Annotated in this window: 25 protein-coding genes; 7 read left to right on the top strand and 18 right to left on the bottom strand. The window is 63.7% G+C overall.

Translation table 11 applies throughout. The features are described from left to right. Nucleotides 1-92 precede the first annotated feature (92 nt). From NL532_RS24940 to NL532_RS24880, 13 genes are all read right to left on the bottom strand, one after another. Nucleotides 93-314 carry a hypothetical protein gene (locus tag NL532_RS24940; protein WP_023689120.1) on the bottom strand — a complete coding sequence of 74 codons (222 nt, stop codon included), beginning with the start codon at nt 312-314 and terminating at the stop codon, nt 93-95. Nucleotides 315-449: 135 nt separating this feature from the next. Continuing rightward, nucleotides 450-1,079, bottom strand: a complete 630-nt coding sequence (locus NL532_RS24935) for a hypothetical protein (protein WP_023708609.1) — start codon at nt 1,077-1,079, stop codon at nt 450-452. Nucleotides 1,080-1,156: 77 nt separating this feature from the next. Further along, the gene (locus tag NL532_RS24930) at nt 1,157-1,912 is read right to left on the bottom strand and encodes an SDR family NAD(P)-dependent oxidoreductase (RefSeq protein WP_023829035.1); all 756 of its coding nucleotides are present in this window, start codon (nt 1,910-1,912) and stop codon (nt 1,157-1,159) included. A 30-nt stretch (nt 1,913-1,942) separates the two neighbouring features. Continuing rightward, nucleotides 1,943-3,424, bottom strand: coding sequence for an amidophosphoribosyltransferase (gene purF / locus NL532_RS24925; RefSeq protein WP_023672714.1), 1,482 nt, complete (start codon nt 3,422-3,424; stop codon nt 1,943-1,945). Nucleotides 3,425-3,532: 108 nt separating this feature from the next. Continuing rightward, entirely contained in the window at nt 3,533-4,219 is a 687-nt protein-coding gene (locus NL532_RS24920) for a CvpA family protein (protein WP_023731145.1), read from the bottom strand. A 48-nt stretch (nt 4,220-4,267) separates the two neighbouring features. After that, nucleotides 4,268-5,671 (bottom strand): DNA repair protein RadA, encoded by a 1,404-nt coding sequence (gene radA, locus NL532_RS24915; protein WP_023672716.1) that lies wholly within the window; start codon nt 5,669-5,671, stop codon nt 4,268-4,270. Nucleotides 5,672-5,901: 230 nt separating this feature from the next. Beyond that, complete coding sequence (locus tag NL532_RS24910) at nt 5,902-7,395, bottom strand: replicative DNA helicase (RefSeq protein ID WP_023731144.1); 1,494 nt, start codon at nt 7,393-7,395, stop codon at nt 5,902-5,904. A 222-nt stretch (nt 7,396-7,617) separates the two neighbouring features. Further along, nucleotides 7,618-8,595: a small ribosomal subunit Rsm22 family protein gene (locus NL532_RS24905; protein WP_023733856.1), complete on the bottom strand. Its 978-nt coding sequence runs from the start codon at nt 8,593-8,595 to the stop codon at nt 7,618-7,620. A gap of 157 nt (nt 8,596-8,752) precedes the next feature. Further along, on the bottom strand, nt 8,753-10,102 hold the full coding sequence (locus NL532_RS24900) for a cyclopropane fatty acid synthase (RefSeq protein ID WP_023829034.1): 1,350 nt from the start codon (nt 10,100-10,102) through the stop codon (nt 8,753-8,755). A 186-nt stretch (nt 10,103-10,288) separates the two neighbouring features. Beyond that, the gene (gene rplI / locus NL532_RS24895) at nt 10,289-10,876 is read right to left on the bottom strand and encodes a 50S ribosomal protein L9 (protein ID WP_023672721.1); all 588 of its coding nucleotides are present in this window, start codon (nt 10,874-10,876) and stop codon (nt 10,289-10,291) included. 266 nt (nt 10,877-11,142) lie between these two features. After that, nucleotides 11,143-11,391, bottom strand: coding sequence for a 30S ribosomal protein S18 (gene rpsR, locus NL532_RS24890; RefSeq protein ID WP_006203718.1), 249 nt, complete (start codon nt 11,389-11,391; stop codon nt 11,143-11,145). Continuing rightward, nucleotides 11,391-11,891: a 30S ribosomal protein S6 gene (gene rpsF, locus NL532_RS24885; RefSeq protein ID WP_023672722.1), complete on the bottom strand. Its 501-nt coding sequence runs from the start codon at nt 11,889-11,891 to the stop codon at nt 11,391-11,393. Before rpsF ends, rpsR begins: the two co-directional genes overlap by 1 nt. 312 nt (nt 11,892-12,203) lie before the next feature. Further along, the gene (locus NL532_RS24880; protein WP_023829033.1) at nt 12,204-14,132 is read right to left on the bottom strand and encodes an LTA synthase family protein; all 1,929 of its coding nucleotides are present in this window, start codon (nt 14,130-14,132) and stop codon (nt 12,204-12,206) included. Between the two features lie 277 nt (nt 14,133-14,409). Between NL532_RS24880 and fabD the strand changes: the two genes are divergently transcribed. The 7 genes from fabD to gmk all read left to right on the top strand — a co-directional run bounded on the left by fabD (nt 14,410) and on the right by gmk (nt 21,202). Further along, nucleotides 14,410-15,357 carry an ACP S-malonyltransferase gene (gene fabD / locus NL532_RS24875; protein WP_023695599.1) on the top strand — a complete coding sequence of 316 codons (948 nt, stop codon included), beginning with the start codon at nt 14,410-14,412 and terminating at the stop codon, nt 15,355-15,357. Between the two features lie 60 nt (nt 15,358-15,417). Beyond that, on the top strand, nt 15,418-16,155 hold the full coding sequence (gene fabG / locus NL532_RS24870) for a 3-oxoacyl-[acyl-carrier-protein] reductase (protein ID WP_023685686.1): 738 nt from the start codon (nt 15,418-15,420) through the stop codon (nt 16,153-16,155). A 220-nt stretch (nt 16,156-16,375) separates the two neighbouring features. Then, nucleotides 16,376-16,612, top strand: a complete 237-nt coding sequence (locus NL532_RS24865) for an acyl carrier protein (RefSeq protein WP_006203723.1) — start codon at nt 16,376-16,378, stop codon at nt 16,610-16,612. 34 nt (nt 16,613-16,646) lie between these two features. Next, nucleotides 16,647-17,909: a beta-ketoacyl-ACP synthase II gene (fabF, locus tag NL532_RS24860; protein ID WP_023685687.1), complete on the top strand. Its 1,263-nt coding sequence runs from the start codon at nt 16,647-16,649 to the stop codon at nt 17,907-17,909. Nucleotides 17,910-18,111: 202 nt separating this feature from the next. Beyond that, nucleotides 18,112-19,368 (top strand): endolytic transglycosylase MltG, encoded by a 1,257-nt coding sequence (mltG, locus tag NL532_RS24855; protein WP_023715070.1) that lies wholly within the window; start codon nt 18,112-18,114, stop codon nt 19,366-19,368. 262 nt (nt 19,369-19,630) lie between these two features. Continuing rightward, nucleotides 19,631-20,521, top strand: coding sequence for a YicC/YloC family endoribonuclease (locus tag NL532_RS24850; protein ID WP_023685689.1), 891 nt, complete (start codon nt 19,631-19,633; stop codon nt 20,519-20,521). Between the two features lie 6 nt (nt 20,522-20,527). Next, on the top strand, nt 20,528-21,202 hold the full coding sequence (gene gmk / locus NL532_RS24845) for a guanylate kinase (RefSeq protein WP_031197142.1): 675 nt from the start codon (nt 20,528-20,530) through the stop codon (nt 21,200-21,202). An 85-nt stretch (nt 21,203-21,287) separates the two neighbouring features. Here the strand turns inward: gmk and NL532_RS32275 are convergent, their stop codons facing one another. The 5 genes from NL532_RS32275 to NL532_RS24820 form a co-directional block, all read right to left on the bottom strand. Then, nucleotides 21,288-21,638 (bottom strand): Fic/DOC family protein, encoded by a 351-nt coding sequence (locus NL532_RS32275; protein ID WP_348524272.1) that lies wholly within the window; start codon nt 21,636-21,638, stop codon nt 21,288-21,290. A 236-nt stretch (nt 21,639-21,874) separates the two neighbouring features. After that, the gene (locus NL532_RS24835) at nt 21,875-22,078 is read right to left on the bottom strand and encodes a hypothetical protein (RefSeq protein WP_023754730.1); all 204 of its coding nucleotides are present in this window, start codon (nt 22,076-22,078) and stop codon (nt 21,875-21,877) included. Between the two features lie 114 nt (nt 22,079-22,192). Further along, complete coding sequence (gene rsmA / locus NL532_RS24830; protein WP_023826922.1) at nt 22,193-23,029, bottom strand: 16S rRNA (adenine(1518)-N(6)/adenine(1519)-N(6))-dimethyltransferase RsmA; 837 nt, start codon at nt 23,027-23,029, stop codon at nt 22,193-22,195. Between the two features lie 38 nt (nt 23,030-23,067). Then, on the bottom strand, nt 23,068-24,096 hold the full coding sequence (gene pdxA / locus NL532_RS24825; RefSeq protein WP_031197143.1) for a 4-hydroxythreonine-4-phosphate dehydrogenase PdxA: 1,029 nt from the start codon (nt 24,094-24,096) through the stop codon (nt 23,068-23,070). 12 nt (nt 24,097-24,108) lie between these two features. Continuing rightward, a complete protein-coding gene (locus NL532_RS24820; protein ID WP_023826924.1) occupies nt 24,109-25,038 on the bottom strand; it encodes a peptidylprolyl isomerase in 930 nt (309 codons plus the stop codon). Nucleotides 25,039-25,107 lie beyond the last annotated feature (69 nt).

Below are 25,107 nucleotides of genomic sequence, written 5' to 3'. Positions count from 1 at the left end.
GCGACGCCCTTTGTGCGGAAGGAGGTTGGCACTCTACGCGAGGCGACCCCCTCTGGCCTGCCGGCCATCTCCCCCTCGAGGGGGAGATGGCGCTACTGCGCCGCAGGCTCTTCCGCGTCGCCCTCATCGGTAAACGGGGAGGCGCTCGGCACGCAGTTGACCGCCCAGCCGGCCGGCGTCGGCTGCTTCTGATATTCGGTAATCGCGTTTGTGCACTGTTCGCGGGTGTCGAAGGTGCTGGGCAGCACCACCATGCCGCCTTGCGGGCCGGCGATCACCAGGTACCAGACCAATGCTACGCTGGGAGCAGCCATGGGAATTCCTCGCTTTGCTGGGTGTCGGAGTCGGGTCGACCCTAGCAACTCCCGGCTGATGGCGAAAGCAGGGCGATGGGGGAGGGACCTGCAGGACCATCACAGACCCGTGAACGAACCGCTCCCAGACGTCTCTCAGTTCGCGGCAAAGCAGTAGAACAGGCCGTCGCCGCCGGTGCCTTTCAGCGCCTCCTGGCTGCAGCCGCCGCGCGAGGCATGCGAGGAGTTCCAGGATTTCGCCGCCGCCGACTCATCAAGGCCGGTGCGGTCGTGATGGCCCATCATCGCCGCGCCCTCCGCCCCGCTCAAGGTCCAGTCGCCGCAGGTCTGGTCGGCGATCTTGGTGCCGTCAGGCTTCGAGCCGGTCAATATGTCGTGCCGGTTCGGCTTGTCGCCGCGGCCATTGACCACTTGGCCCTTCTCGGTCAGCGCCGTCTGCTTGTTGATGGCGTTGGCGTCGCTGTGCAGCGAGGCGACGTCATCGGCGATCTTCTCGCCCTTGGCGTTGACCCAGGGACCCTTGCCGATACGGTCGCGCGCATCGACATTGGCGCTCGAGAGATAGGCGTGCCATTCCTTGCCGGTAACCCCAGCCGCTTCCGCCAGCGAGGCGCAATGCGCGTCGGCACCCTTGAGACCGCCGAGATCGGCGCCTTTGCCGGAACCGACGCTGGTGACGAAGAAACTCATCTTTGCGTCTTGCGCCAGCGCCACGCCGGCTGTGGCGGCAATCGCGGCGGCGGCAACGAGAAGAAGTCTACGCATGTCGGTCCTCCGGTTTCGAATGTCCTACATTCGAAGAAACGTAACTGGAGGCCCGTTTAATCCCGCTACAACCCGGTTTATTCCGGCTGCCGGTAGGCGACGAAGCGGTTGTTCTTGACCTGGAAGATCAGCCCCGTCTCTTTCATCTCGGGGCTCGCCAGCGGCACGATGCGTTTTGCCACCTCTGAGGGGTGCGGCAGCGTTTCCGGATCCTCGCCGGGCGCGGCCTGCGCACGCATGGCGGTGCGGGTGGCGCCGGGGTCGACGGCATTGACGCGGAGCGGCAGGCTCTGCGTCTCATGCGCCCAGGAACGCGTCATGGCTTCCACCGCCGCCTTCGACGCCGCATAGGGCGCCCAGAAGGCGCGCGCCGAATGCGCGGAGCTGGAGGACATGAGAATGGCGCGGCCGGCGTCGGACAGCCTGAGCAGCGGGTCGACCGAGCGGATCAGCCGCCAGGTCGAGGTGACATTGATGGTCATTACCTTCTCGAAGGTTTTGGCCTCGACATGGCCGATCGGCGAGATGACGCCGAGCACGCCGGCATTGGCCACCAGAATGTCGAGCTTGCCCCAACGCTCGTGAATGGCCCCGCCCAACCGGTCGATGCCGGCCATGTCTGAGAGGTCGAGAGGCACCAGCGTCGCTTCGCCCTTGCCGGTTTTCGCGCGTTCGGCCTTGATCTGGTCATCGAGTTCTTCCAGCCCGCCGACGGTCCGGGCAACCGCAATGACATGGGCGCCAGCGGCGGCAAGTTCCCTGGCGATGAAGTAGCCGATGCCGCGCGAGGCGCCGGTAACGACCGCGACGCGGCCGGAGAGGTCGAGGGTCATGCGAGCGCTTTCAAGGATAGCAGTTGGGCTTTACGCCCCGTTGTTCGCCAGCAGCGACAGCGTGCGCACATTGTCGTGGCCTTCGAAGTCGAGCAGGCGGGTCGGGTACTGGCCGGTGAAACAGGCGTCGCAGAATTGCGGCTGCTCATTGTCGCGGCTGGCTTCGCCGACGGCGCGGTAGAGCCCGTCAATGGTGAGGAAGCCGAGCGAATCGACACGGATGAACTCGGCCATTTCCTCGATCGACATGCGCGATGCCAAAAGCTTCGACTTCTCCGGCGTGTCGACGCCGTAGAAGCACGACGCGCTGGTCGGCGGCGAGGCGATGCGCATATGCACTTCCTTGGCGCCGGCGTCGCGCACCATCTGCACGATTTTCTGGCTGGTGGTGCCGCGCACGATCGAATCGTCGACCAACACCACGCGCTTGCCCTCGATCATCCGGCGGTTGGCGTTGTGCTTGAGCTTGACGCCCATATGGCGGATCGAATCGCCGGGCTGGATGAAGGTTCGGCCGACATAGTGGTTGCGGATGATACCGAGTTCGAAGGGGATGCCTGCCGCCTGGGAGAAGCCGATTGCCGCCGGCGTGCCGGAATCCGGCACCGGCACGACGATATCGGCCTCGACCGGGCTTTCCTGCGCCAATTCGGCGCCGATACGCTTGCGCACTTCGTAGACATTGCGGCCTTCGACCGAGGAGTCCGGGCGGGCAAAATAGACATATTCGAAGATGCAGAAGCGGGTCTTCTGCGGCTCGAAGGGGAACAGGCTCTCGATGCCCTTCGAGGTCACCACGACCATTTCGCCGGGCTTCAGGTCGCGCACGAAGCGGGCGCCGATAATGTCGAGCGCGCAGGTTTCGGAGGCCAGGATCCAGGCGCCGTCGAGGTCGCCGAGCACCAGCGGGCGGATGCCGAGCGGATCGCGGCAGCCGATCATCTTCTTGGAGGTCATCGCAACCAGCGAGAAAGCGCCTTCAACCTGACGCACGGCGTCGATGAAGCGCGAATTCAAATCGCGTTCCTTGCTGGTGGCAACGAGATGCAGCAGCGTCTCGGTGTCGGAGGTCGACGAGAAGATCGCGCCCTGTTTCTGCAGCGCGCGCTGCACGGTCATGGCGTTGGTGAGATTGCCGTTATGGGCGACGGCAAAGCCGCCATCGGCGAGTTCGGCGAAGAAGGGCTGGATGTTGCGCATGCCGGCGCCGCCCGTCGTGGCATAGCGCGTGTGGCCGATGGCACGGTTGCCTTGCAGGCTGTCGATGACGTGCTGCTTGGTGAAGGTGTCGCCGATCAGGCCGACATGGCGTTCGACATGGAACTGCGTGCCGTCATAGGAGACGATGCCGGCAGCTTCCTGGCCGCGATGCTGCAGCGCATGCAGGCCTAGTGTGACGATGGCCGCAGCGTCCTGCCGGCCGAAAATGCCGAACACCCCGCATTCATCGTGGAAATGATCGTCTGCTTCGGCGGAAAGGACGTCGTCCGCGTCTGCCTTCGAAACTGCCATGGGGCTCAAGCTCCGCTAAAATGGCCATATAGTGCGATAGCACCGCGAAAGCAACGTAGTCAGGCCGGAACTGCCGGGATGGCACCTGTCCGGCACCATCCGTCCGTATCAGTTTGCCGGCGCGGCCGGAGCCGGAGCAGCGGGCGCGGGTGCGTTATCGGCTGGAGCGTCGGTCTCGTCGTCGGGCGCGGGAGTATCGTCACCGGTTGCCGGAGTATCGTCACCGGTTGCCGGAGCATCCGCCGCCGGTGCATCTGCCGCCGGAGGCGTCTCGGCTGCCGGCTGATTCGGATTGAGCTTCTTCAGGATGGCGTTTTCCGGATCTTCGGGCAGCAGGCTTTCCAGCTTGGCGCCGATGGTCTCGAGCAGCGGCTTCGACTTGGCGTTGGCGATCCAGGCAGGCGCCTTGGCGCCGGCCAGCCAGTTGAAGAACAGCAGCGCCACGGCGACGACGAGGACGCCGCGCGCGGCGCCATAGAGGAAGCCCAGCGTACGGTCGAGCGCGCCGATCCTGGAATCGATGATCCAGTCGGCTAGCTTCATGGTGATGACGGAAACGACGATAAGCGCGATGAGGAAGACGATGCCGGCGGATGCCGCCATGGCGATCTTGTCGCTTTCGACATAGGGCTGAACGTAAGGCAGCACCGGCTTGTAGAAGAAGAATGCCGCCGCGGCGGCAGCCGCCCAGGACACGACGGACAGGATTTCGCGTGACAGGCCGCGAACCATGGCGAGCATCGCCGAGACCAGGGTGAAGCCGACGAGAATTCCGTCCAGCAGCGTAATCGGCATGTCTTTCGCCCCACTCAGATTGTCTTTTCACGGCTCGGGCGAGCCGCGTCAATCTTCCACGTCGACACGGCTGCGCCGTGAGCCGGCTATGCGTGCGACGAGATCGGCAAGTTCGGTCGGCTGGAAAGCGCCGGCCCCGATCCCCCCGACAACCTCCTCGCTGCCCAAGGGCAGAACCGCACTTCCAAAACCCAGCTTTTCGGCCTCTTTAAGGCGCTGCTGCGCATGCGCAACCGGCCTCACTGCGCCCGACAGGCTGATTTCGCCGAAATAGACGCAATCGGCGGGAAGGGCAAGACCGGTGAGCGACGAAACCAGTGCAGCGGCAACCGCCAGATCGGCCGCCGGCTCGGAAATCCGGTAGCCGCCGGCGACGTTGAGGTAGACATCGTGGGTGCCGAAGCGCACGCCGCAATGGGCTTCGAGCACGGCAAGGATCATCGACAGCCGTGCGCCGTCCCAGCCGACGACGGCACGGCGCGGCGTGCCCAATGTGGACGGCGCCACCAGCGCCTGGATCTCGACCAGCACCGGACGTGTGCCTTCCATGCCGGCAAATACCGCGGCACCCGGCGATTTTGCGTGGCGTTCGCCGAGGAACAGCTCCGACGGATTGGCGACCTCGCGCAAGCCCTTGTCCGACATCTCGAAGACGCCGATCTCGTCGGTCGGCCCAAAACGGTTCTTCACCGTGCGCAGGATGCGGTAGTGATGGCCGCCTTCGCCTTCGAAATAGAGAACGGCGTCGACCATGTGCTCGACGACGCGCGGACCGGCGATCTGGCCTTCCTTGGTGACATGGCCGACCAGCACGATGGCAGCACCGGTGGATTTGGCGTAGCGGATCATCGCTTGCGCCGAGGCGCGCACCTGGGTGACGGTGCCGGGCGCCGAGTCGGCCATGTCGGTCCACAGCGTCTGGATGGAATCGAGGATGACGAGGTCCGGCCTTCTGCCGTCGGCTATTGTTGCCAGGATATCCTCGACATTGGTCTCGGCGGCAAGTTCGACCGGCGTGTCGGCGACGCCAAGCCGCTGCGCCCGCAGCCGGATCTGCGCGACAGCCTCTTCGCCCGAGACATAGACGATGCGGTGGCCTTTTGACGCCAATGCTGCTGCGGCCTGGGTAAGCAGCGTCGACTTGCCGATGCCGGGATCGCCGCCGACCAGCAGCGCCGAGCCGCGCACGAAGCCGCCGCCGGTGGCGCGGTCGAGTTCGCCAATGCCCGAGATGATGCGCGGCGCGTCCTCGATGTCACCGGACAGGCTGGTCAGCACCACGGCGCGGCCCTTGCGCGCATTGCGCGTGTTGGCCGGTCCCGAGCCTATGCCGCCCGAGGTGCCTTCCTCGACCAGCGTGTTCCACTCGCCGCAGGCATCGCATTTGCCGGCCCAGCGCTGATGCACCGACCCGCAATTCTGGCAGATGAACTGGACGCGCGATTTAGCCATGGAGTGATGCTGCCTGCAAATGACCGAAGGAGGGTGATCCTGCACACCCCCCTCTGTCCTGCCGGACATCTCCCCCGCAAGGGGGGAGATTGGCTATCGTCGCTGCTTTCGCCAATCGCCAACGTCGCAAGATGAGCGCCATCCGCAAAGCTGCTGATCTCCCCCCTTGCGGGGGAGATGGCCGGCAGGCCAGAGGGGGGTGTGACGGAGCGCTGCGGTAGGCCAAAAAGCTACTCAAACCTCTCCGCAATATGATGCTCTTCGGCGAGGTCGGAAAACCGTGTGAACTCGCCCTGGAAGGCGAGGCTGACCGAACCTGTCGGGCCGTGGCGCTGCTTGGCGACGATGACTTCGGCCTTGCCGCGCATCTCGTTCATCTCGTGTTCCCACTTGATGTACTCGTCGGTGCCGGGCTTCGGCTCGCGGTTCTTCAGATAATATTCCTCGCGATAGACGAACATCACCACGTCGGCGTCCTGCTCGATCGAACCGGATTCGCGAAGATCGGACAGCTGCGGGCGCTTGTCTTCGCGGCTTTCGACCTGACGCGACAGCTGCGACAGCGCGATGATTGGCACGGAGAGCTCCTTGGCCAGCGCCTTCAGGCCGGTGGTGATCTCGGTGATTTCCTGCACCCGGTTCTGCGACGATTTCGCGCTCGACCCCTGCATCAGCTGGATATAGTCGATGACGATGAGGTCGAGGCCGCGCTGACGCTTCAGCCGCCGCGCCCGCGCCGACAGCTGCGCGATCGAGATACCGCCGGTCTGGTCGATGAACAGCGGGATCTTCTGCATGGTCTGCGAGCAGGCGACCAGCTTTTCGAAATCCATCTCTGAAATCTCGCCGCGGCGGATTTTTGACGACGAAATTTCCGTCTGTTCGGAAATGATGCGGGTGGCGAGCTGCTCGGACGACATTTCCAGTGAGAAGAAGCCGACGACGCCGCCATTGGCTGCCTTGAACGAGCCGTCGGCCTGTTGCGCCGGCTCATACATCTCGGCGATGTTGAAGGCGATGTTGGTGGCCAGCGATGTCTTGCCCATGCCCGGACGGCCGGCAATGATGATCAGATCCGACGCCTGCAGGCCACCCATGCGGCGGTCGAGATCGCGCATGCCGGTGGCGAGGCCCGACAAATGGCCGTCGCGCATATAGGCGGCGTTGGCCATGTCGACGGCGGTCTTGACCGCGTCGGTGAAGCTCTCGAAGCCGCCATCGTAACGGCCGGTTTCGGCCAGTTCGAACAGCCGCCGCTCGGCATCCTCGATCTGTTCGGACGGCGCCATGTCGACCGGCGCGTCATAGGCGATGTTGACCATGTCCTCGCCGACGGTGATCAGTGCCCGGCGCGTGGCCAGATCGTAGATGGCGCGGCCATAGTCTGTGGCGTTGACGACGGTGACGGCTTCGACCGCCAGACGAACCACATATTGCGCCACCGTCATGTCGCCGACCTTCTCGTCGGCCGGCAGGAAGGTTTTCAGCGTGATCGGCGTCGCCACCTTGCCCATGCGGATGAGCTCGGCCGCGACCTCGAAGATTTTCCGGTGCAGCGGCTCGTAGAAATGGCCGGCCTTGAGGAAGTCGGAGACGCGGTAGAAGGCATCGTTGTTGACGAGGATGGCGCCGAGCAGCGCCTGTTCGGCCTCGATGTTGTTCGGCGCTTCACGATAAAGCGGTTGCTGCTCCGCCACGCCGAATTTTCGCGCTGCCTCTGCCATGATGTCCCCGATTTTGATCCCGGCTTCTCGATATCAGAACGAGATAAATCGGTGCTGACCTTTCTGCATCACCGCACGACCAATCAACCTCGATGCCCCGTTTGTTCACAGGGGCGGCAAACCGTCCACAGAAGAGTGTTTCCGCGCCCCGATTCCGGTTGACTCAGAAAGGCGCTGACCTTTATCCGAGTCGTTGGAACAGAGCAAGAACAATCTCGGTGATTATCCGCTTCTTCCGTCCAATGTATCGCCCCAGTCCAGTCGCCGCGCTGCCTTGAACAACTCGCCCTCGCGCTTGGTGAAAAGTGTCTCGCCGGCGCCGCCATCCGGCTGGCACAGTTTGAGCAGCACCTTGCCGGAGCCCGATTTCGGCGGCGCAATCACGCGGGGCGGATGTACAGGCGCGGGTTGCCGCGACGCCGCGACGTAGATGAATTTCTCGTCCTCCCACGGCACGTCCGCGTCCTTGGCCAGGCGATGAAGGCGCGAGCGAGCGACGCGGCGCGAAAAATGGCACCAGTCGGGCGGCTCAAGCGGGCAGGGCGCCTCATGCGGACAAGGCGCCAGCACATGCGCCCCGGCCTCCAGCAATTGCCTGCGCACTGCCAGGATGCGCTGCCAGCCTGCCGGTGTGCCGGGCTCGACGATCAGCAGTGTGTCGCCGGTCAAATGCCAGAGCCGGCCGACAAGCTTCGGCAACGATGCTGGCGCGATCTCGTCCAGCACATAGGCGCAGGTGACGAGGTCGGCAGGCTTGAGATCGGCAAGGTCGATGGTCACGTCGCCGGCGCGCCAGTCCATCCTGGTGGCGATGGTATCAAGGGCGAGCGACTGGCCAACCTTGCGCACCGCGGCGCTTGCTTCAACCAGAACCGCCTCTTCGAGGTCGGGCCACAGGTCTGTAGTGGCCCAAAGCACCGTGCCAGGACCGGCGCCGACATCGAGCAAGCTCGTTGGCTGGAAATCGGGCCGCGCATAGGCGAGTTCGTCGAGACCGGCCCGTACCGCCGCGTAGGTCGCCGGCAGCCGCGTCGCCAGATAGGCTTTTACCGCCATCTCTTCGGCCATGTGCAGGCGGCCGTCGCGCAATTCGGCGCGGTAGCGGTCAGACAGCGTCTTCGCCGCCTGGCGCAGCACCGCCAGCGGTATCGTTTCGAGCAGGCGCTCGACGCCTTGACGCAGCGAGGCGGGGAGTTCCACGCTCAGGCTCCGCGTGGCGCGAGCACCGGGGCGCCGGCGATCTCGACAAGGGTGGTGGCGATGGTGGGCAGGCAGGTCATTAAAAAAGGTCTCGCGAGAACGAGACCTTTTTCAGTGTCAGAGCCGTCAATGGCAAGCGGCAATCGCAATCGAGGCGTTATTCGCGATCCGCCACCTTGCGACGGCGCGCTGGCTTGGCCGCAACGGACCTGACAGCAACGGACCTGGCAGGCACAGACCTGGCGACAGCAGGCTCGGCGCCCGCCGCCTCCTGACGATGCCCCATTTCGCGCATTTCGAGCGCCTTTTCACATTTGGCCATGTAGTCGCGCGTCATCGGCAGCGTGTCGTTCTTCTTGGCGATCTGGATCTGGAAGATCACCAGATCCTGCCAGCGGAAGGCGGCTTCCGAAGCCGCCAGATAGAACTCCCACATCCTACAGAAGCGCTCGTCGTAGATGGCTTTGGCCTTGTCGCGGTTGGCGGCAAAGCGCTGGCCCCAATGCTTCAGCGTATCGGCATAGTGCAGCCGCAGAATCTCGATGTCGGTGACTACAAGGCCCGACTTCTCGATCGCCGGCATCACCTCCGACAGCGAAGGAATGTAGCCGCCCGGAAAAATGTACTTGCGGATGAAGGCGCTGGTCGCCCACGGCACGCCGGAGCGGCCGATCGTGTGCAAGAGCATGACGCCGTCGGGCTTCAACAACGTCGCCGACTTGTCGAAGAAAGTGCGGAAGTGGTTGACGCCGACATGCTCGAACATGCCGACCGAGACGATGCGGTCGAAGCGTTCATTGAGTTCGCGGTAGTCCTTGAGGTCGAAATGCACGCGGTCCTGCAAGCCTTGCGCATGCGCCCGGTCGGTGGCGACGCCGTGCTGCTCGGTCGACAGCGTCACGCCTTGCACGTCGACATCGAAAGCCTTGGCGAGATAGAGGCCGAGCCCACCCCAGCCGGAGCCGATATCGAGCACGGTCTGGCCGGCCTTCAGCCTGAGCTTGGCGGCGATATGGCGTTTCTTGGCCATCTGCGCCTCGTCGAGCGTCATGTCCGGCTGTTCGAAATAGGCGCAGGAATACTGCATGTCCTCGTCGAGGAAGAGCCGGTAGAGGTCACCCGACAAATCATAGTGGCGCTGCACGTTGCGGCGCGCCCGCGATGCGGTGTTGATCTGCTGCAGGCGGCGAAAGGCGTGGCGCAGACCCTCGATGGCCTTCGACCAGGTGGCGTCGATACCGCCGCTGCCCATGTTCTGGAAGGCGATGCGCATCATACCCAGTACGCCGCCCTCGATGATGTCGAGTTCGCCGTCCATATAGGCTTCCGGCACCGCCAGCATCGGGTCGAAGGAGATGGCCCGCTCGGCGTGCCTGGTCTTGATGTGCATATGCACCGGCTCGCCGCTGCCGTCGCCGAAAACCACTGTGGAGCCCTTCGGCCCGGTGACTTTCAGATTGCCCGTACGCACCAGGCGGTCGAGAACGCGCTTCAACAGAATATTCATCACCAAATGTCCCCTCACGGTCAGACTGGCGGACCAATTCTGCAACAAGATATAGGGGTTCGAAAAGTTCCATTTGGCACAAAAATGCCCGGGCGAGAGGCCCGGGCATTGGTCCAGAAAGGCTGGATGACGAGGAAGTGATTGGAGCGCTGCTCCCCTCGCTTCCCGATCGGGCCCCGTGCGGGATCAGGCGTTGTCTTCTTCGCCGCCTTCGAACTCGGTGTTCGGGTCGAAGAAGTTCTCCGGCCGTGCGTTGTCGTTGATGTCATCGCCATAGATGGCTTCGGCGGTGGTCAGCGTCTCGCCCTTGGCCTGGCGCTCGGCTTCGTCGGCCGTGCGGGCGATGTTGAGGCTGATGGTGACCTCGACTTCCGGATGCAGCGCAATCGCCACATTGGTGACGCCGATGGTCTTGATCGGCTGGTTGAGCTGGATCTGGTTGCGGTTGACCGAGAACCCTTCGGCGGTCAGCAGGTCGGCGATGTCGCGGGTCGACACCGAACCGTAGAGCTGGCCGGTCTCGCCGGCCGAACGCACGGCGATGAAGCTCTTGCCGTCGAGCTTTTCGGCAACCTGGCTGGCTTCCGACTTGCGCTCGAGGTTGCGCGCTTCGAGCTGCGCGCGCTGCCCTTCGAACTTCTTCTTGTTGGCTTCGTTGGCGCGCAGCGCCTTGCCCTGCGGCAAGAGGAAGTTGCGGGCAAAGCCGTCCTTGACCTTGACGGTATCGCCCATCTGGCCGAGGCGGGAAACGCGTTCGAGAAGAATCACTTGCATGGTCTTGTTCCTTCGTCTGGGCACCGACCGCGGGATCGGCGCCGAATTGAATGGAACAGGTCAGGAAGCTCTGAGCGCCTTGGCGCCGGTGTCGCTGTCCTGCCTGTCGCGGCAGTTAGAGGCTTTTCACCTCAACTCGGGATTTCAATGCACGTCGCCAAGAGTGGTCCCGGTTTTGGGACAACGACATGCATCATCAAATTACCCCTGCGGCGCCCGTCGCCGTGGGAGAAGGAAGCGGGCGGCGAACCGCCCGCCCGAAAGTCTTAGCGAACCACGTAGGGCAGCAGGCCGAGGAAGCGGGCGCGCTTGATCGCCTTGGCGAGTTCGCGCTGCTTCTTCTGGCTGACGGCGGTGATGCGCGACGGCACGATCTTGCCGCGCTCGGAAATGTAGCGCTGCAGAAGACGCACGTCCTTGTAGTCGATCTTGGGCGCGTTGGCGCCGGAGAACGGGCAGGTCTTGCGGCGGCGATGGAACGGGCGCCGGGTCGGGATCTGATTGATGTCGACCATTATTCTGCACCTCCTTCAACGCCTTCGCGCGGACGGCGCGGACCACGATCACCACCGGCGTCGCCAAATGAGCGCGGCGGACGATCGCCACGGTCGCCGCGATCACGGTCGCCGAACGAGCGCGGACCACGATCACCACGGTCGCGGTCGCCGAAGCCGCCGCGTTCCGAGCGCTCTTCGCGCTTCTGCATCATGGCCGACGGGCCTTCCTCATGCGCCTCGACCTTGACGGTCAGGAAACGCAGCACGTCCTCGGACAGGCCCATCTGGCGCTCCATCTCGTTGAGCGCTGCCGGCGGGCAGTTGAGGTCCATAAGCGTGTAGTAAGCCTTCCGGTTCTTGTTGACCCGGTAGGTGAGGGACTTCAGTCCCCAGTTCTCGACCCGGCCGACGGACCCGCCATTTGCGGAGATGACGCCCTTGTACTGTTCGACAAGCGCATCGACCTGCTGCTGCGAGAGGTCCTGCCGGGCAAGGAACACATGTTCGTATAGAGCCATAGTGGTTCAGTGCCTTTCTTCGTTTCTCTCCCGGATCCTCGCGGCAAAAGCCTCTGCAACTTCTCTGACCCGCTGGTCCCGAGGGGGGCGAGGAAGAAAGGAGCATTTCGAGACGGTCGAGAGCGGAGACACGGGAGGCGGAAGCGCTTCTGGCTTCACACGAAGGTTTTGGATAAAACCTCCGGCCCTCCGTTCAGCCCCCAGCAAGGACCGGCAGATTGCGGGCGTCTATATAGCAATTTGGCTGGAAGGCAAGGGTAACGCATGCTCCGGACAGCGTCCTGGCGTCGCAGGGTTGGAAAAGACCAGGCATCAACTCGTATGCGGGGTACGACCGTTGATCGTTTCGGGGAAGAAGTCCGGAGCCGCCTTACGCTTGCCGAACATCATGTCGTATTGCAGCAGGCGGAAATCGTTGATCGCCGGATCAACTTCCTTCTGCCGCGCCCAGTCCGGCGTGGCCTCACCTGACGGTGTCAGAAGCAGATTGCGGTCGACGACGCGATAGCGTTCGCGCAGCGCGCCCAGGAAGCCGGTGTAGTAGGGGTGCGTGATCCCGGCCGTTGTCAGGATGTGGTAGGGCAGGAAGGCCGGGCTCACCGCGCCCATATCCTGCGCCGGACCGGTGCGGTTAGACCAGATGACCAGCGGCGTCTGATGATGCTCCAGTGCCGCCTCCGGCGTCGGTTCCTTGCGCGGCGCGACATTGTCCTTCAGGTAACCGGTTTCGACATAGACGGGGCCGAGCGGCGGCAGATGGTCGCCGAAGAAGGCGATGACCGTCGGCCGCTCGCGCTTCTTCGCCCATTCGATCAATCGTTCGAGGCCACGGTCGGCATCGGCGGAGCCTTCGGCGTAGCTGAGCAGCGATTCCCGCGCCCATGTGCTGATCGGTGCCGCGACCTTGTGGGTCGGATTGTAATAGCGGTACGGCTCGTAGGGACCGTGGTTCTGCAGGCTGACGGCGAAGAAGAACACCGGCCGCTCGCTGGCGTCGGCCTCTGCGATGATCTCGTCGGTCATCGACGCATCGGAAGCCAGCGGCCCGCGCTTTTCCAGTGGCGGCAGCGTCTCTTCCGAGCGGAAATCGTTGAAGCCGAAATCGGCATAGACGGCGCCCCTGTTCCAGAACCAGTTGGTGCCCGGATGGATGGCGCGCGCCCGGTATCCCTCGCTTTTCAGGAAGGTCGCCAGCGACGGCGTCGGTGTGCGCACATATTGCTGGTAGGGGATCGAGCCCGCCGGCAGGAAGGCATTGGAAAAGCCGGTCAGCGCCTCGAATTCGATGTTGGCGGTCATGCCGCCGAATTCCGGCGAAAACATATAGCCGGAACGCAGCGCCCGCACATTGGGGATCGGGTCAGGCGTGATTGTGACGCCGGGCAGCTTGGTCGGATCCCAGAAAGATTCGCTCATCACCACGATGATGTCGGGTTTCTCATCCGGTACCGAGGCCGCCACAGCAGGCCTGTCGATCGCGTCGATCGCCTTGTCGGAATAGCCCGCCGGCGCCGAGACATGCGCCATCGGCACGTTGAGCGCGAAGGCCAGCGCAAACCCGTTGGAGGCGTAGTTCTCCTTCTGGTCCCACATGATCGGGATGATCTGCAGCCGGTCGCGGGTCCACGAGAAGGTGGCGTAGTCCATGATTGAGACGAAGAAGGCGAGCAGCGGCACTGCCAGCGTCAGCCGCGCCAGCCGCCCTTTGCGGCTGAGGACCGGAACCTTGCGGCGCCACAACCGCCAGCCATAGATCAGCAGCGACAGGCCGGCGACGATGCCGACCGCCATGGCGAGCGCCGTCCAAGGCCGTTCGCGCACCAGGAGCGGCATCAGTGCCATGATCTGGCGCGAATAAAGAAAATCGGTTGGGTAGAGCGGATCGCCGAGATAATGCGACTTCTGATGCCCGACAAAGGCCAGCGCCAGCGTCAGCGGCGCCACGATCATCAGGCTCTGGTGACTGCGGCCAAGCACGGCGTCCAGTCCCATCAGCACCAATGCAAAGACAATGATGGTGGTCCAGCCCGGCTTGAATGGCTGCAGGAAGAAGTCGACCGTGCCGAAGAAGTCGCCGCGCACGATCCATTCGATGGCGAACACCAGGATGGCGGAGGCAAGCAGCGTGACCAGACCGTAGCGGATGACCGGCCATCTGCGCCCCGGCAGGTAGCCGGTGGACGGATCGTCTTCCAAGAACTGTGGCGCGGGTACGGCCGCGCCCTTCCTGATCCTAGCCACGTCTCTTCCCCCGGCCCAAGCAACGCGTATTTCCACTCGCGCCACCGTTCTGTCATAGAACTGTCATGCAAAAGCTAGCGCCTGTGGCGAAAATAAGAAGAGCCAGCAAACGATTCGTGAGCGGTTTTCATCAGGTGTGATCGGCAAAAAGCCTTTGGGAACAGGGACTCGAGGTCAGCTCCGGTTCAAGCGAGAGCCGAAATGCCCCCTCCGGGCTTGACTTGGCGGTCCGCCTTGCGTCACAGGCAGTAAAAATCAGCCGCTGGAGAGCGCCCAAATGGCCGTCGCATTCACCTTTCCGGGACAGGGCAGCCAGGCTGTCGGCATGGGCAAGGACCTCGCCGACGCCTTCCCCGAGGCACGCAGGGTGTTCGAGGAAGTCGATGATGCGCTGGGCGAAAAGCTGTCGAAACTGATCTGGGAAGGCCCGGAAGAGGCGCTGACCCTGACTGCCAATGCCCAGCCGGCGCTGATGGCGGTCTCGCTGGCGGGAATCCGCTCGCTGGAAGCGCGCGGCTTTTCGCTGAAGGACAAGGTTGCCTACGTTGCCGGTCATTCGCTCGGCGAATATTCCGCCCTTGCCGCGGCCGGTTTCGTTTCGGTCGCCGATGCTGCCCGGCTGCTGCGCATCCGCGGCAACGCCATGCAGGCGGCGGTGCCGGCCGGCGAGGGCGCCATGGCGGCGATCATCGGACTGGAACAGCCCGACGTCGAAGCCGCTTGCACCGAGGCCGCAACGGGATCCGGCAAGGTCTGCCAGATCGCCAACGACAATGGCGGCGGCCAGCTGGTGATCTCCGGCGCCAGGGCGGCGGTGGAACTCGCCGCGAAACTGTGCACCGAAAAGGGCGCCAAGCGGGCGCTGATGCTGCAGGTCTCCGCACCCTTCCATTCGGCGCTGATGGCGCCGGCGGCCGATGTCATGCGCGAGGCGCTGGCCGGCGTGACCAAGAATGCACCGGTCGTGCCCGTCGTCTCCAACGTCACTGTAGCCCCGACCAGCGACCCCGACGAGATCGCGCGCCGCCTGGTCGAGCAGATCACCGGCCGCGTGCGCTGGCGCGAAACGGTGGAGTGGTTCGGCGCCAATGGCGTCGCCACGCTCTATGAGATCGGCGCCGGCAAGGTGCTTTCCGGCCTGGCGCGGCGGATCAACCGCGACATCGCCACATCGGCCGTCGGCACGCCGGCCGAAGTCGAGGCGGCGCTGGCCGCGCTTGCATAATCCACTGGCGATTCAACCCCTCCCGTGGGAAGGGTGTTCTCTTAAGATCAGGAGACGAAAATGTTCGAACTGACCGGCCGCAAGGCGCTCGTCACCGGCGCATCGGGCGGCATTGGCGAGGCGATTGCCCGGGTGCTGCATGCGCAAGGCGCCATTGTCGGCCTGCACGGCACCCGCATCGAGAAACTGGAGACCCTGGCCGGCGAACTCGGCGACCGGGTAAAGCTGTTCCCGGCCAATCTTGCCGACCGTGACGAGGTCAAGGCGCTTGGCCAGAAGGCCGAAGCCGAACTCGAAGGCGTCGACATACTGGTCAACAATGCCGGCATCACCAAGGACGGCCTGTTCGTGCGCATGGCGGACGCGGATTGGGACAGCGTGCTGGAGGTGAACCTCACCGCCGTGTTCCGGCTGACCCGCGAGCTGACCCATCCGATGATGCGCCGCCGCCATGGCCGCATCATCAACATCACCTCGGTGGTCGGCGTCACCGGCAATCCTGGCCAGACCAATTATTGCGCCTCCAAGGCCGGCATGATCGGCTTTTCCAAGTCGCTGGCGCAGGAGATCGCCACCCGCAACATCACCGTCAACTGCGTCGCCCCGGGCTTTATCGAATCGGCCATGACCGACAAGCTCAACGACAAGCAGAAAGACGCGATAATGGCCGCGATCCCGACGCGCCGCATGGGCACGAGTGTTGAAGTGGCGTCGGCCGTCGCCTATCTCGCCTCCAACGAGGCAGCCTACGTCACCGGCCAGACCATCCATGTCAACGGTGGCATGGCCATGATCTGACAGGATATTGCCGGGTGATAAGAAGACATGGCCGGCTTGTGAAAAGAGACCATTTCGCCTTGGACCTCAGCCATTTTTCGTGTAATGCGGCCCGCAACCCGGCGGTTCGGGCAAAAACCGGTCCGGCATCGTTGCGTTTCCGGCAGGACCATCTTTCAGCTTGATTAGCGGCATTCTGCCCGCTAACGAAGACAGACAAACAAAAGACGAGGATGCCCAAATGAGTGACACCGCAGAGCGCGTCAAGAAGATCGTCATCGAACATCTTGGCGTCGATGCCGACAAGGTGACGGAGCAGGCGAGCTTCATCGATGATCTGGGCGCGGACAGCCTCGACACGGTCGAACTCGTCATGGCGTTCGAAGAAGAGTTCGGCGTCGAGATTCCGGACGATGCGGCCGAGACCATCCTGACCGTCGGCGATGCCGTGAAGTACATCGACAAGGCTTCGGCCTGACGCTATCCGCAGTCATCACCGGGGAGGACCTGCGATGAGGCGTGTCGTCGTCACGGGCCTCGGCCTGGTTTCACCGTTCGGCATGGGCTTCGAGCACAGCTGGAAGGAACTGCTGACCGGCCGCAGCGCCGCCAAGCGCGTCACCGAGTTCGAAGTGGAAGATCTTGCCTGCAAGATCGCCCACGTCATTCCGCGCGGTGACGGCACCAACGGCACGCTCAATCCCGAAGCCGTGCTGGAGCCCAAGGAACTGCGCAAGATCGGCGACTTCATCCTTTACGGGATTGCGGCCGCCGACGAAGCGCTGAAGGATTCCGGCTGGGAGCCCAGCACCGAAGCCGAGCGCTGCGCCACCGGCGTCATGATCGGCTCCGGCATTGGCGGCCTCGAGGGCATCGCCGAGAACGCTATCATCCTGAAAGAGCGCGGACCGCGCCGTATCAGTCCATTCTTCATTCCCGGCAACATTATCAACCTGGTATCTGGCCAGGTATCGATCCGGCATGGGCTGAAAGGCCCCAACCACGCCGTCGTCACCGCCTGCTCGACCGGCGCGCACGCCATTGGCGATGCCGCCCGGCTGATCATCTTCGGCGATGCCGACGTGATGCTGGCCGGCGGCGCGGAATCGCCGGTGACCAGACTATCGCTTGCCGGCTTCGCTGCTTGCCGGGCACTGTCCACCGACCGCAACGACACGCCTGAGAAGGCCTCGCGTCCCTATGACCGCGACCGTGACGGCTTCGTCATGGGCGAGGGCGCCGGGGTCGTCGTGCTGGAAGAACTCGAACACGCCAAGGCGCGCGGCGCCAAGATCTATGCCGAGGTCACCGGCTACGGCCTGACCGGCGATGCCTATCACATCACTGCACCGGCCGAAGACGGCGACGGCGCCTTCCGCTGCATGACGGCGGCGCTGAACCGGGCCAAGCTGACGCCCGCCGACGTCGACTACATCAACGCGCACGGCACCTCGACCATGGCCGACACGATCGAACTCGGCGCCGTCGAGCGGCTGGTCGGCAACGCCGCCTCGAAAATCTCGATGTCATCGACCAAGTCGTCGATCGGCCATCTCCTGGGTGCCGCGGGCGCCGCCGAGGCGATCTTTTCGATCCTCGCTATCAGAGACAACATCGCGCCAGCCACCATCAATCTTGACAACCCGGAACGCGAAACCGCGATCGATCTTGTTCCGAACACGCCACGGCATCGCCAGGTCGACGTGGCGCTGTCCAACTCCTTCGGCTTCGGCGGCACCAACGCTTCGCTGGTATTCCAGCGTTATACAGGCTGATTGCGGTATCGACCGGCGCGCCAGCGGTCTGTCGTCAATTTTGCCATATTCAAGCCTACTCTGCCGCTGGGGATTCGTCGCATCGGCCTGAAACCGAAGGCGCTTTTTTTAAAAGCACGATGCGTAGGCTTGAAATGTTAGGGCACGCTGTGCGTCCAATCGGGCGCATGGTCGCTCTAAGAGATCAGATGGTAGGGCGCTAATGAACACCAATCCGGGCGGCAGCGGACAATTCGGACAAAACCAGCAGACCGGCCCGATCGTGCCGAAGACCGCGGCCGAAGCTTTGCGCCCGGAAGCCGGCACACCACCACCAAAGCGCTCGCGCGCCTCGCGCAGCCAAGTCGTCGTGTTCATGAACTTCGTCATCTCCGCGGTGATGTTGATGATCCTCGCCGCCGGCGTTTCGCTCTATTTCGGCAAGCAGGCATTCAACGAACCGGGCCCGTCGGTGGCCGGCGACACCTTCCTGGTCAAGCCGAGCACCGGCGTCCAGGATATTGCCGACCAGCTCGAACGGCGTGGGCTGATCAGCGATGCCCGCATCTTCCGCATCGCCGTGCGGGTCTATGGCAATGATTCAGCGCTGAAGGCAGGCGAATACGAGATAAAGCCGCGCGCCTCCATGCGCGACATCATGGAGCTTCTGAAGAGCGGCAAGTCGGTGATGTATTCGCTGACCATTCCCGAGGGCCTGACGGTCGAGCAGGCGCTGCAGCGCATCGCCGAGCAGGATGCGCTGACCGGCGACATGCCGGCCGCCAAGCCGGCTGAGGGCAGCCTCGCCACCGACACGCTGCGCTTTACCCGCGGCGCCACGCGCCAACAGATGGTCGACAAGCTGCTCGCCGACCAGAAGAAGCTGGTCGACGAGGTCTGGCAGCGGCGCGCGCCCGACCTGCCTCTGGCCAATGTCGACGACTTCGTCACCTTGGCCTCGATCGTCGAAAAGGAAACCGGCCGGGGCGACGAGCGCTCGCGCGTTGCCGCCGTCTTCCTCAACCGTCTGGCCAAGGGCATGCGGCTGCAATCCGATCCGACCATCATTTACGGCCTGTTCGGCGGCAAGGGCAAACCCGCCGACCGGCCGATTTATCAATCTGACATCCAGAAACAGACGCCTTACAACACCTATCTGATCAATGGCCTGCCGCCGACGCCGATCGCCAATCCCGGCCGCGCCGCGCTCGAAGCCGTCGCCAACCCGTCGAAGACCGATGATCTCTATTTCGTCGCCGACGGCACCGGCGGCCACGTCTTTGCCACCACGCTTGCCGAGCACAATGAGAACGTTGCCCGCTATCGGGCACTGCAGAAGAAGCAGGCTGAAGACGCCGCCAAGGGCGCCAAGACTCCGGGCCAGACCGATGCGCCGGCGGATGGCGACGACAACGGTGACGCAAGTGGCGATGCCGCCGGTGACAGCGGTGATGCCGGCGATACGGGTGCCGCCCAGTAGCAGGCCGGCGCTTTCAGACGGATCGACCTTAAGCGATGCGGACAGAGGCGGACGCGCTGCTGCTTTGAACGAACAGCGGGGTTCGAAGCGTTTTCGGTCTTGCTCGGGTGCCTCTGCTTCTCGATTTCAGCCCAGCGAGATCGAAACGACAGCGGAAATCAAGATCTTGCCGGTATTGCGATTCTGACATTCGCGCTGCCCGTGATATCGAACGCATGCGCAATTGTTAGAATCGGACCATCAGGGAGACACGAGCCGCATCATGAATTTGCAGAGCATGACCGGATTTGCACGCACTGTTGCCGAACATGACGGCGCCTCGATCGCCTGGGAGGTCAAGTCGGTCAACGGCAAGAGCGTCGAGGTCAGGTTGCGGCTGCCGCAAGGTTTCGAGCGGCTCGAACCGACTGTGCGGCAGACGCTGCAGAAGCGCTTTTCGCGTGGCAATTTCCAGGCGACGCTGACCGTCGGTCGCGCCGCCGGCCAGCAGGCGCAGCCAGTGGTCAACGAAGCCTTCCTCAGGGATCTGGCGGGCTTGGCCAAGCGGCTGCAGGACCAGTTCGGTGTTGGTCCGGCAACTGCCGACGGTCTGCTTTCCCTGCGCGGCGTGCTCGATATCCCTGAAACCAGCGAAACCGAGGAGGTGCGGGCAGCACTCGACGCGTCAATCCTGTCCGCGCTGGAAACGGCGCTTACAGGTCTCGAGCAGGCACGCCAGAACGAGGGCGAAGCGCTGCGTTCGCTGCTTTCCGGCCATATCGACGCCATTGAGGCGCTGACGCTTCAAGCCGAGGCCGACCCGTCGCGCGAACCGGCGGCGATCCGCGAGCGGATCGCCGAACAGGTGCGGCTGCTGATGGATGCGTCGGCCAATCTCGATGCCGGCCGGCTGCACATGGAAGCGGCGTTCCTGGCCACCAAGGCCGATATCCGTGAAGAGATCGATCGGCTGAAGACGCATGTGGCGTCGGGCAGAGCGCTGCTGGCAAATGGCGGCGCCATCGGCCGCAAGCTCGATTTTCTGGCGCAGGAATTCAACCGCGAATCGAATACGCTGTGTTCCAAGTCGAACGCCGCCACTGTCACCGCCATCGGGCTGGAACTGAAGGCGGTGGTCGACCAGTTTCGCGAACAGGTCCAGAATCTGGAGTAAACCCGAATGGGTGGCAAGAAGCCGATGGTTGCCAGGGATCTCGGATCCCGCATTCGCCGCCGCGGGCTGATGCTGGTCCTGTCGTCGCCGTCGGGCGCCGGCAAGTCGACGATCGCGCGCAACCTGCTGGAAAGCGACGGCAGCCTGGAATTATCGGTCTCGGTCACCACCAGGCCACGCCGCGGCTCGGAGATCGAGGGCGTCCACTATCACTTCCGCACCACGCGCGAGTTCGAGCGGCTGCGCGATTCCGACGCGTTGCTCGAATGGGCCGAGGTGCACGGCAATTGCTACGCGACGCCGCGCGAGCCGGCCGAACTGGCGCTGGCGCAGGGCCGTGACATGCTCTTCGACATCGACTGGCAAGGCGCCCAGCAGCTCAAGGAGAAGATGCGCGCCGACATCGTCTCGATCTTCATCCTGCCGCCGTCGATGAAGGAATTGAAGTCGCGCCTCAAGCGCCGCGCCGAGGACCAGGAGCACGTGATCGAGACCAGGCTGAAGAACGCCCGCAACGAGATCGAGCACTGGAAGGAATATGACTTTGTCATCGTCAACGACGATCTCGACCGCGCCTTCGCCGAAGTGCGTGGCATCGTGACGGCGGAAAGGCTGCGGCGCGACCGCCGGCCCGGGCTGTTCGATTTCGTCTCGGGGTTGCTGGACGAGAAGACGGAATAGGCAGCTGTCGTTCCCCGATGGCCGGCTGTCCCCATGAAGGGCGTCTTTGGCAAACGATCTGGCAATATGACGCTGTGGACATCTGTTACTGGCTGGCGATATCTTTTATGAGTTCTGCCAATGGGGTTTCCTCGCCGGCAAAGCTCTCAATCATCGCATTCAGGACGTTTTCGCGACCGAGCATATCGGCATTGAATGGGAATCCTGCATTCTCCATCAGCATTGCCAGAAAGGTAAGCTGCGTGCGGCCGTTGCCTTCGCGAAACGGGTGGACGGCATTGATTTCGGCCAAAACATGCGCGGCCCGAACGGCGAAGGCGTCGAGGTCGAGTTCGCAGAGATAATCACCGTCGGCGAGTTCGCCGAAAATTCTATGCATTTCCTGGTTGATATACTCAGGATAGCAGAACCAGTTGCCCCCCTTGCCGATGGGGATGGCGCGAACCTCTCCCGCCCATTCATAAACGTCCTGGAACAGGTGATGATCGACGCCTTGTAGTGCTCGAAATCCAGACGGCCTGCGGGGATATGTTCGTCGGCCCTGGTCAGGAAAAGTGCCAACTCGAATTCATCGAGTTGGGCCTGGTCTTTGATATTCAGCCTGTTGCGGAGAACGGTCGTGCCTGGGTAGCACAGCGGATCATGTTCAGCGGCATAGACCACCTGCCGATCCTACTTCTTGCGGGTTACTTGGTCCTTGATAAGCGCCCTGCGCTCATCCCCGCTCAGGCCGCGCTCACGGCTTTCCTTCAGAATGAAGCCCATACGTTGCGATAGCTTCAAGCCTTCAATCGCGCTGATTTTTTCGCCCCTGCCGCTGGTCAGGACAAACTGGCCATTTTGGGTCGGGCGGAGGCTTGAGGTACTCTTTTTCATATGACGACAATATCACGCTCGGCGACTCACCGGCAACTGCATGCCGCTATATGCTGCTTGTCGTCGCTGTCACACAGGATGCGATTTGGGTCCACGGCCGACTAGCGCCGCCGGTCAAACCGCGTTTGTCAGCCGCACGAATTCCTCGACGCTGAGCGTCTCCGCACGCCGGGTCGGATCGATGCCGGCGCGCGTCAGCAGTGCCTCGCCACCCAGGCTCTTCACGCTCTGCCGCAGCATTTTCCGGCGCTGGCCGAAAGCGGCTTCGGTGACGCGACCGAGTTTTTTCACGTCGGTTGACAAAGGGCTGGCGCGCGGCACCAGATGCACCACCGAGGACGTTACCTTGGGTGGCGGCGTGAACGCTTGCGGCGGCACGTCGAAGGCGATCCTCGCCTCGGTCCGCCAGCCCGCCAGCACGCCGAGCCGGCCATAAGCATCGCTGCCGGCACCGGCGACAATGCGCTCGGCCACCTCGCGCTGGAACATCAGCGTCATCGATTGATAGAAGGGTGGCCAGTCCGCCACGGTCAGCCAACGGATCAACAGCTCGGTGCCGATATTGTAGGGCAGGTTGGCGGCAATCCTCACCGGGCCGCCTTGTGACGCGGTCTTGGCAAGAGCGGCAAAATCCGTCTTCAGCGCATCGCCGCTGATCACCTCGAGCCGGCCCGGATAGTGGTTGGAGACCTCGGCCAAGGCCGCAAGGCAGCGTTCGTCGCGCTCGATGGCGACGACGCGGCGGGCACCGGCAGCGAGCAGCGCCCTGGTCAGCCCGCCGGGGCCGGGGCCGACCTCGATTACCGTACTGTCGCTAAGGTCCCCGGCGACGCGCGCGATCTTGCCGGTCAAATTGAGGTCGAGCAGGAAATTCTGGCCAAGCGCCTTCTTTGCCTGCAGTCCATGGCGCTCGATCACCTCGCGCAGCGGCGGCAGCCCGTCAATGCTCATGAATTTTGGGCTCATGATTTGGGCTCATGATTTGTGGCTCATGCAGCTGCGGGCTTTGCGCCGGTATCGGCCAGCCGGCGGGCCAGCATCAGCGCCGCGATCAGGCTGTCGGGACGTGCGATGCCCTTGCCGGCGATGTCGAAGGCTGTGCCGTGATCGGGCGAGGTGCGGATGAACGGCAGGCCAAGCGTGACGTTGACGGCCTCGTCGAAGGCCAGCGCCTTGGCCGGGATCAACGCCTGGTCATGATACATGCAGACCGCCACGTCATAGCCGGCGCGGGCGCGCGCATGAAACATCGTATCGGCCGGCAGCGGCCCGAAGGCATCGATGCCTTGCGCCCGCAACATGTCGACCGCAGGACGAATGATGCGCTCGTCCTCTGTCCCCATGGCGCCGCTTTCGCCGGCATGCGGATTGAGGCCGGCAAGCGCGAGCCTCGGCCTGGCGATGCCGAAACGGCGTGCAAGATCGCCGGCGGTGATGCGCGCGATGGCAACGATCAGCTCCGTCGTCAGCGTCTTCGGCACCTCGGCCAGCGCGATGTGGATGGTGACCGGAACGGTGCGCAATTCGGGGCCGGCGAGCAGCATCACCGGCGTCACCGTGCCGCCGGTGTGGAGCGAGGCCAGATGCGCCAGATATTCGGTGTGACCGGGAAAGCCGAAGCCGGCATCGTAAAGCGGCTTCTTCGCGATCGGGCAGGTGACGACCGCGGCCGCGTGACCGGCAAGGCAGTCGGCGACGGCGCGATCGATGGCCTCGATGATACCGGCGGCATTGGCCGGGTCGGGCCGGCCGGGATCGTCGGTGAAGTGGGCCGCCAGCGGCACCACGGGCAAGGCGTGTTGAAAGACACCAGCTGCTTGGGCCGGCACCGTCTCGGCGATTGCCACCGCCGCGCCGAGCCGGCGCGCCCGCGCGGCAATCAGCGCCGGATCGGCGAGAAGATAGAAGGGTGCGGCACCGGAACCGCGGGCGCTCTGCCACGCGGCAATGGCGATTTCCGGACCGACGCCGGATGGATCGCCGACGCTCAGCGCCAGCGGAAGCTCTGTCTCATGCACGGCTGGGCCGGTTCAGCGCGTAACGATCTTGGCTTTCGCCTTCAGCTCTTCGACATACTTGGCCGAGAGCTCGTCGGCGTTCTTGTCGCCGCTGCCTTCGCTCTGGAACACCATCTGGGCCGCCTTGTCGTCGGAAACCTCTCGCGACGAGCAGATGCCGATGAATTCAATGCCGCGATCGGTCTCGCGCACGGCCGTGGCGCCGCCCAGCTTGGTGGCCTTGATCTGCTCGGCCCAGTCCGGCGGCAGTTGCGGCGCCAGCAATCGGGGGAGGTCGCGAACGGTGACGTCGATCAGACCCTTGGCGAATTCACGCGTGGTGTTGCAGCCATTGAAGCGGGCGCGCATGGCTTCAGCCTCGCGCTTGCGTTTGGCGAGTGTGGCACTGCGTTCGGCCTTCGGCACCACGAAGATCACCTGCTGCAGCATGTACTCGGTGGCGCTTGGCTTGGCGCCGCCTTTTTCGAGCATGCGCTTGACCAGATCCTGTTCGCTCACCTCCCCGCCGCCGCCGCTGTAGCGTGCGCTCAGCGCCTGGTTCCACGCCATCTGGGAGCGGATGAATTCCTTGAAATGCTCCTTGGTCACGCCGGACTGCGCCATGACACCGTCGAGCTGCTTGAGCTGCATCTTGTTGCTCGAGGCAAAGCGCTGATAGGCAGCCTCTACCTGGGCGTCGGAGATGCGGATGCCGAGACGCCTGGCCTCCGCCATACGCAGCGTCTGGTCGATCATTTCCTGACCCGCGTCACCCTTCTTGCGCTGCAGTTTCAGGAAGGCAGCCCGGTGCGCGATGTCGCCGGTGGTGATCGGCATGTTGTTGACGACATACTTGATTTCACTGGCGAAGGCCGGCGGTACTATCATGGTGACGGAGACCGAGGTCGCCGCCAACAGGAGCGCGAATCCTGCCGAAAACAGGTATTTCCTCATCGAAAGCATCCAATTCTAGCCCGGTTTTGGCCGATTCCAGCCCGATATTGGGGAAATCCGTGCCCGCTTTATGCGGCA

This window comes from Mesorhizobium sp. C120A (assembly GCF_030323105.1).
GTDB lineage: Bacteria > Pseudomonadota > Alphaproteobacteria > Rhizobiales > Rhizobiaceae > Mesorhizobium.
The sequence above is the reverse complement of the archived record's forward strand: the minus strand, read 5'-3'. Positions and strand labels throughout refer to the sequence as shown.

Coding starts and splice junctions, on each gene's coding strand:
- rsmA (WP_023826922.1), bottom strand. CDS start 23,029: ATGAGCATTGACGGGCTGCCGCCGCTGCGCGAGGTGATCGAGCGCCAT.
- NL532_RS24940 (WP_023689120.1), bottom strand. CDS start 314: ATGGCTGCTCCCAGCGTAGCATTGGTCTGGTACCTGGTGATCGCCGGC.
- rpsR (WP_006203718.1), bottom strand. CDS start 11,391: ATGGTCGACATCAATCAGATCCCGACCCGGCGCCCGTTCCATCGCCGC.
- NL532_RS24910 (WP_023731144.1), bottom strand. CDS start 7,395: ATGGCAGAGGCAGCGCGAAAATTCGGCGTGGCGGAGCAGCAACCGCTT.
- NL532_RS24930 (WP_023829035.1), bottom strand. CDS start 1,912: ATGACCCTCGACCTCTCCGGCCGCGTCGCGGTCGTTACCGGCGCCTCG.
- gmk (WP_031197142.1), top strand. CDS start 20,528: ATGGGTGGCAAGAAGCCGATGGTTGCCAGGGATCTCGGATCCCGCATT.
- NL532_RS24850 (WP_023685689.1), top strand. CDS start 19,631: ATGAATTTGCAGAGCATGACCGGATTTGCACGCACTGTTGCCGAACAT.
- NL532_RS24865 (WP_006203723.1), top strand. CDS start 16,376: ATGAGTGACACCGCAGAGCGCGTCAAGAAGATCGTCATCGAACATCTT.
- fabD (WP_023695599.1), top strand. CDS start 14,410: ATGGCCGTCGCATTCACCTTTCCGGGACAGGGCAGCCAGGCTGTCGGC.
- NL532_RS24820 (WP_023826924.1), bottom strand. CDS start 25,038: ATGCTTTCGATGAGGAAATACCTGTTTTCGGCAGGATTCGCGCTCCTG.
- purF (WP_023672714.1), bottom strand. CDS start 3,424: ATGGCAGTTTCGAAGGCAGACGCGGACGACGTCCTTTCCGCCGAAGCA.
- mltG (WP_023715070.1), top strand. CDS start 18,112: ATGAACACCAATCCGGGCGGCAGCGGACAATTCGGACAAAACCAGCAG.
- fabG (WP_023685686.1), top strand. CDS start 15,418: ATGTTCGAACTGACCGGCCGCAAGGCGCTCGTCACCGGCGCATCGGGC.
- NL532_RS24920 (WP_023731145.1), bottom strand. CDS start 4,219: ATGCCGATTACGCTGCTGGACGGAATTCTCGTCGGCTTCACCCTGGTC.
- radA (WP_023672716.1), bottom strand. CDS start 5,671: ATGGCTAAATCGCGCGTCCAGTTCATCTGCCAGAATTGCGGGTCGGTG.
- NL532_RS24835 (WP_023754730.1), bottom strand. CDS start 22,078: ATGAAAAAGAGTACCTCAAGCCTCCGCCCGACCCAAAATGGCCAGTTT.
- rpsF (WP_023672722.1), bottom strand. CDS start 11,891: ATGGCTCTATACGAACATGTGTTCCTTGCCCGGCAGGACCTCTCGCAG.
- NL532_RS24900 (WP_023829034.1), bottom strand. CDS start 10,102: ATGAATATTCTGTTGAAGCGCGTTCTCGACCGCCTGGTGCGTACGGGC.
- rplI (WP_023672721.1), bottom strand. CDS start 10,876: ATGCAAGTGATTCTTCTCGAACGCGTTTCCCGCCTCGGCCAGATGGGC.
- fabF (WP_023685687.1), top strand. CDS start 16,647: ATGAGGCGTGTCGTCGTCACGGGCCTCGGCCTGGTTTCACCGTTCGGC.
- NL532_RS24935 (WP_023708609.1), bottom strand. CDS start 1,079: ATGCGTAGACTTCTTCTCGTTGCCGCCGCCGCGATTGCCGCCACAGCC.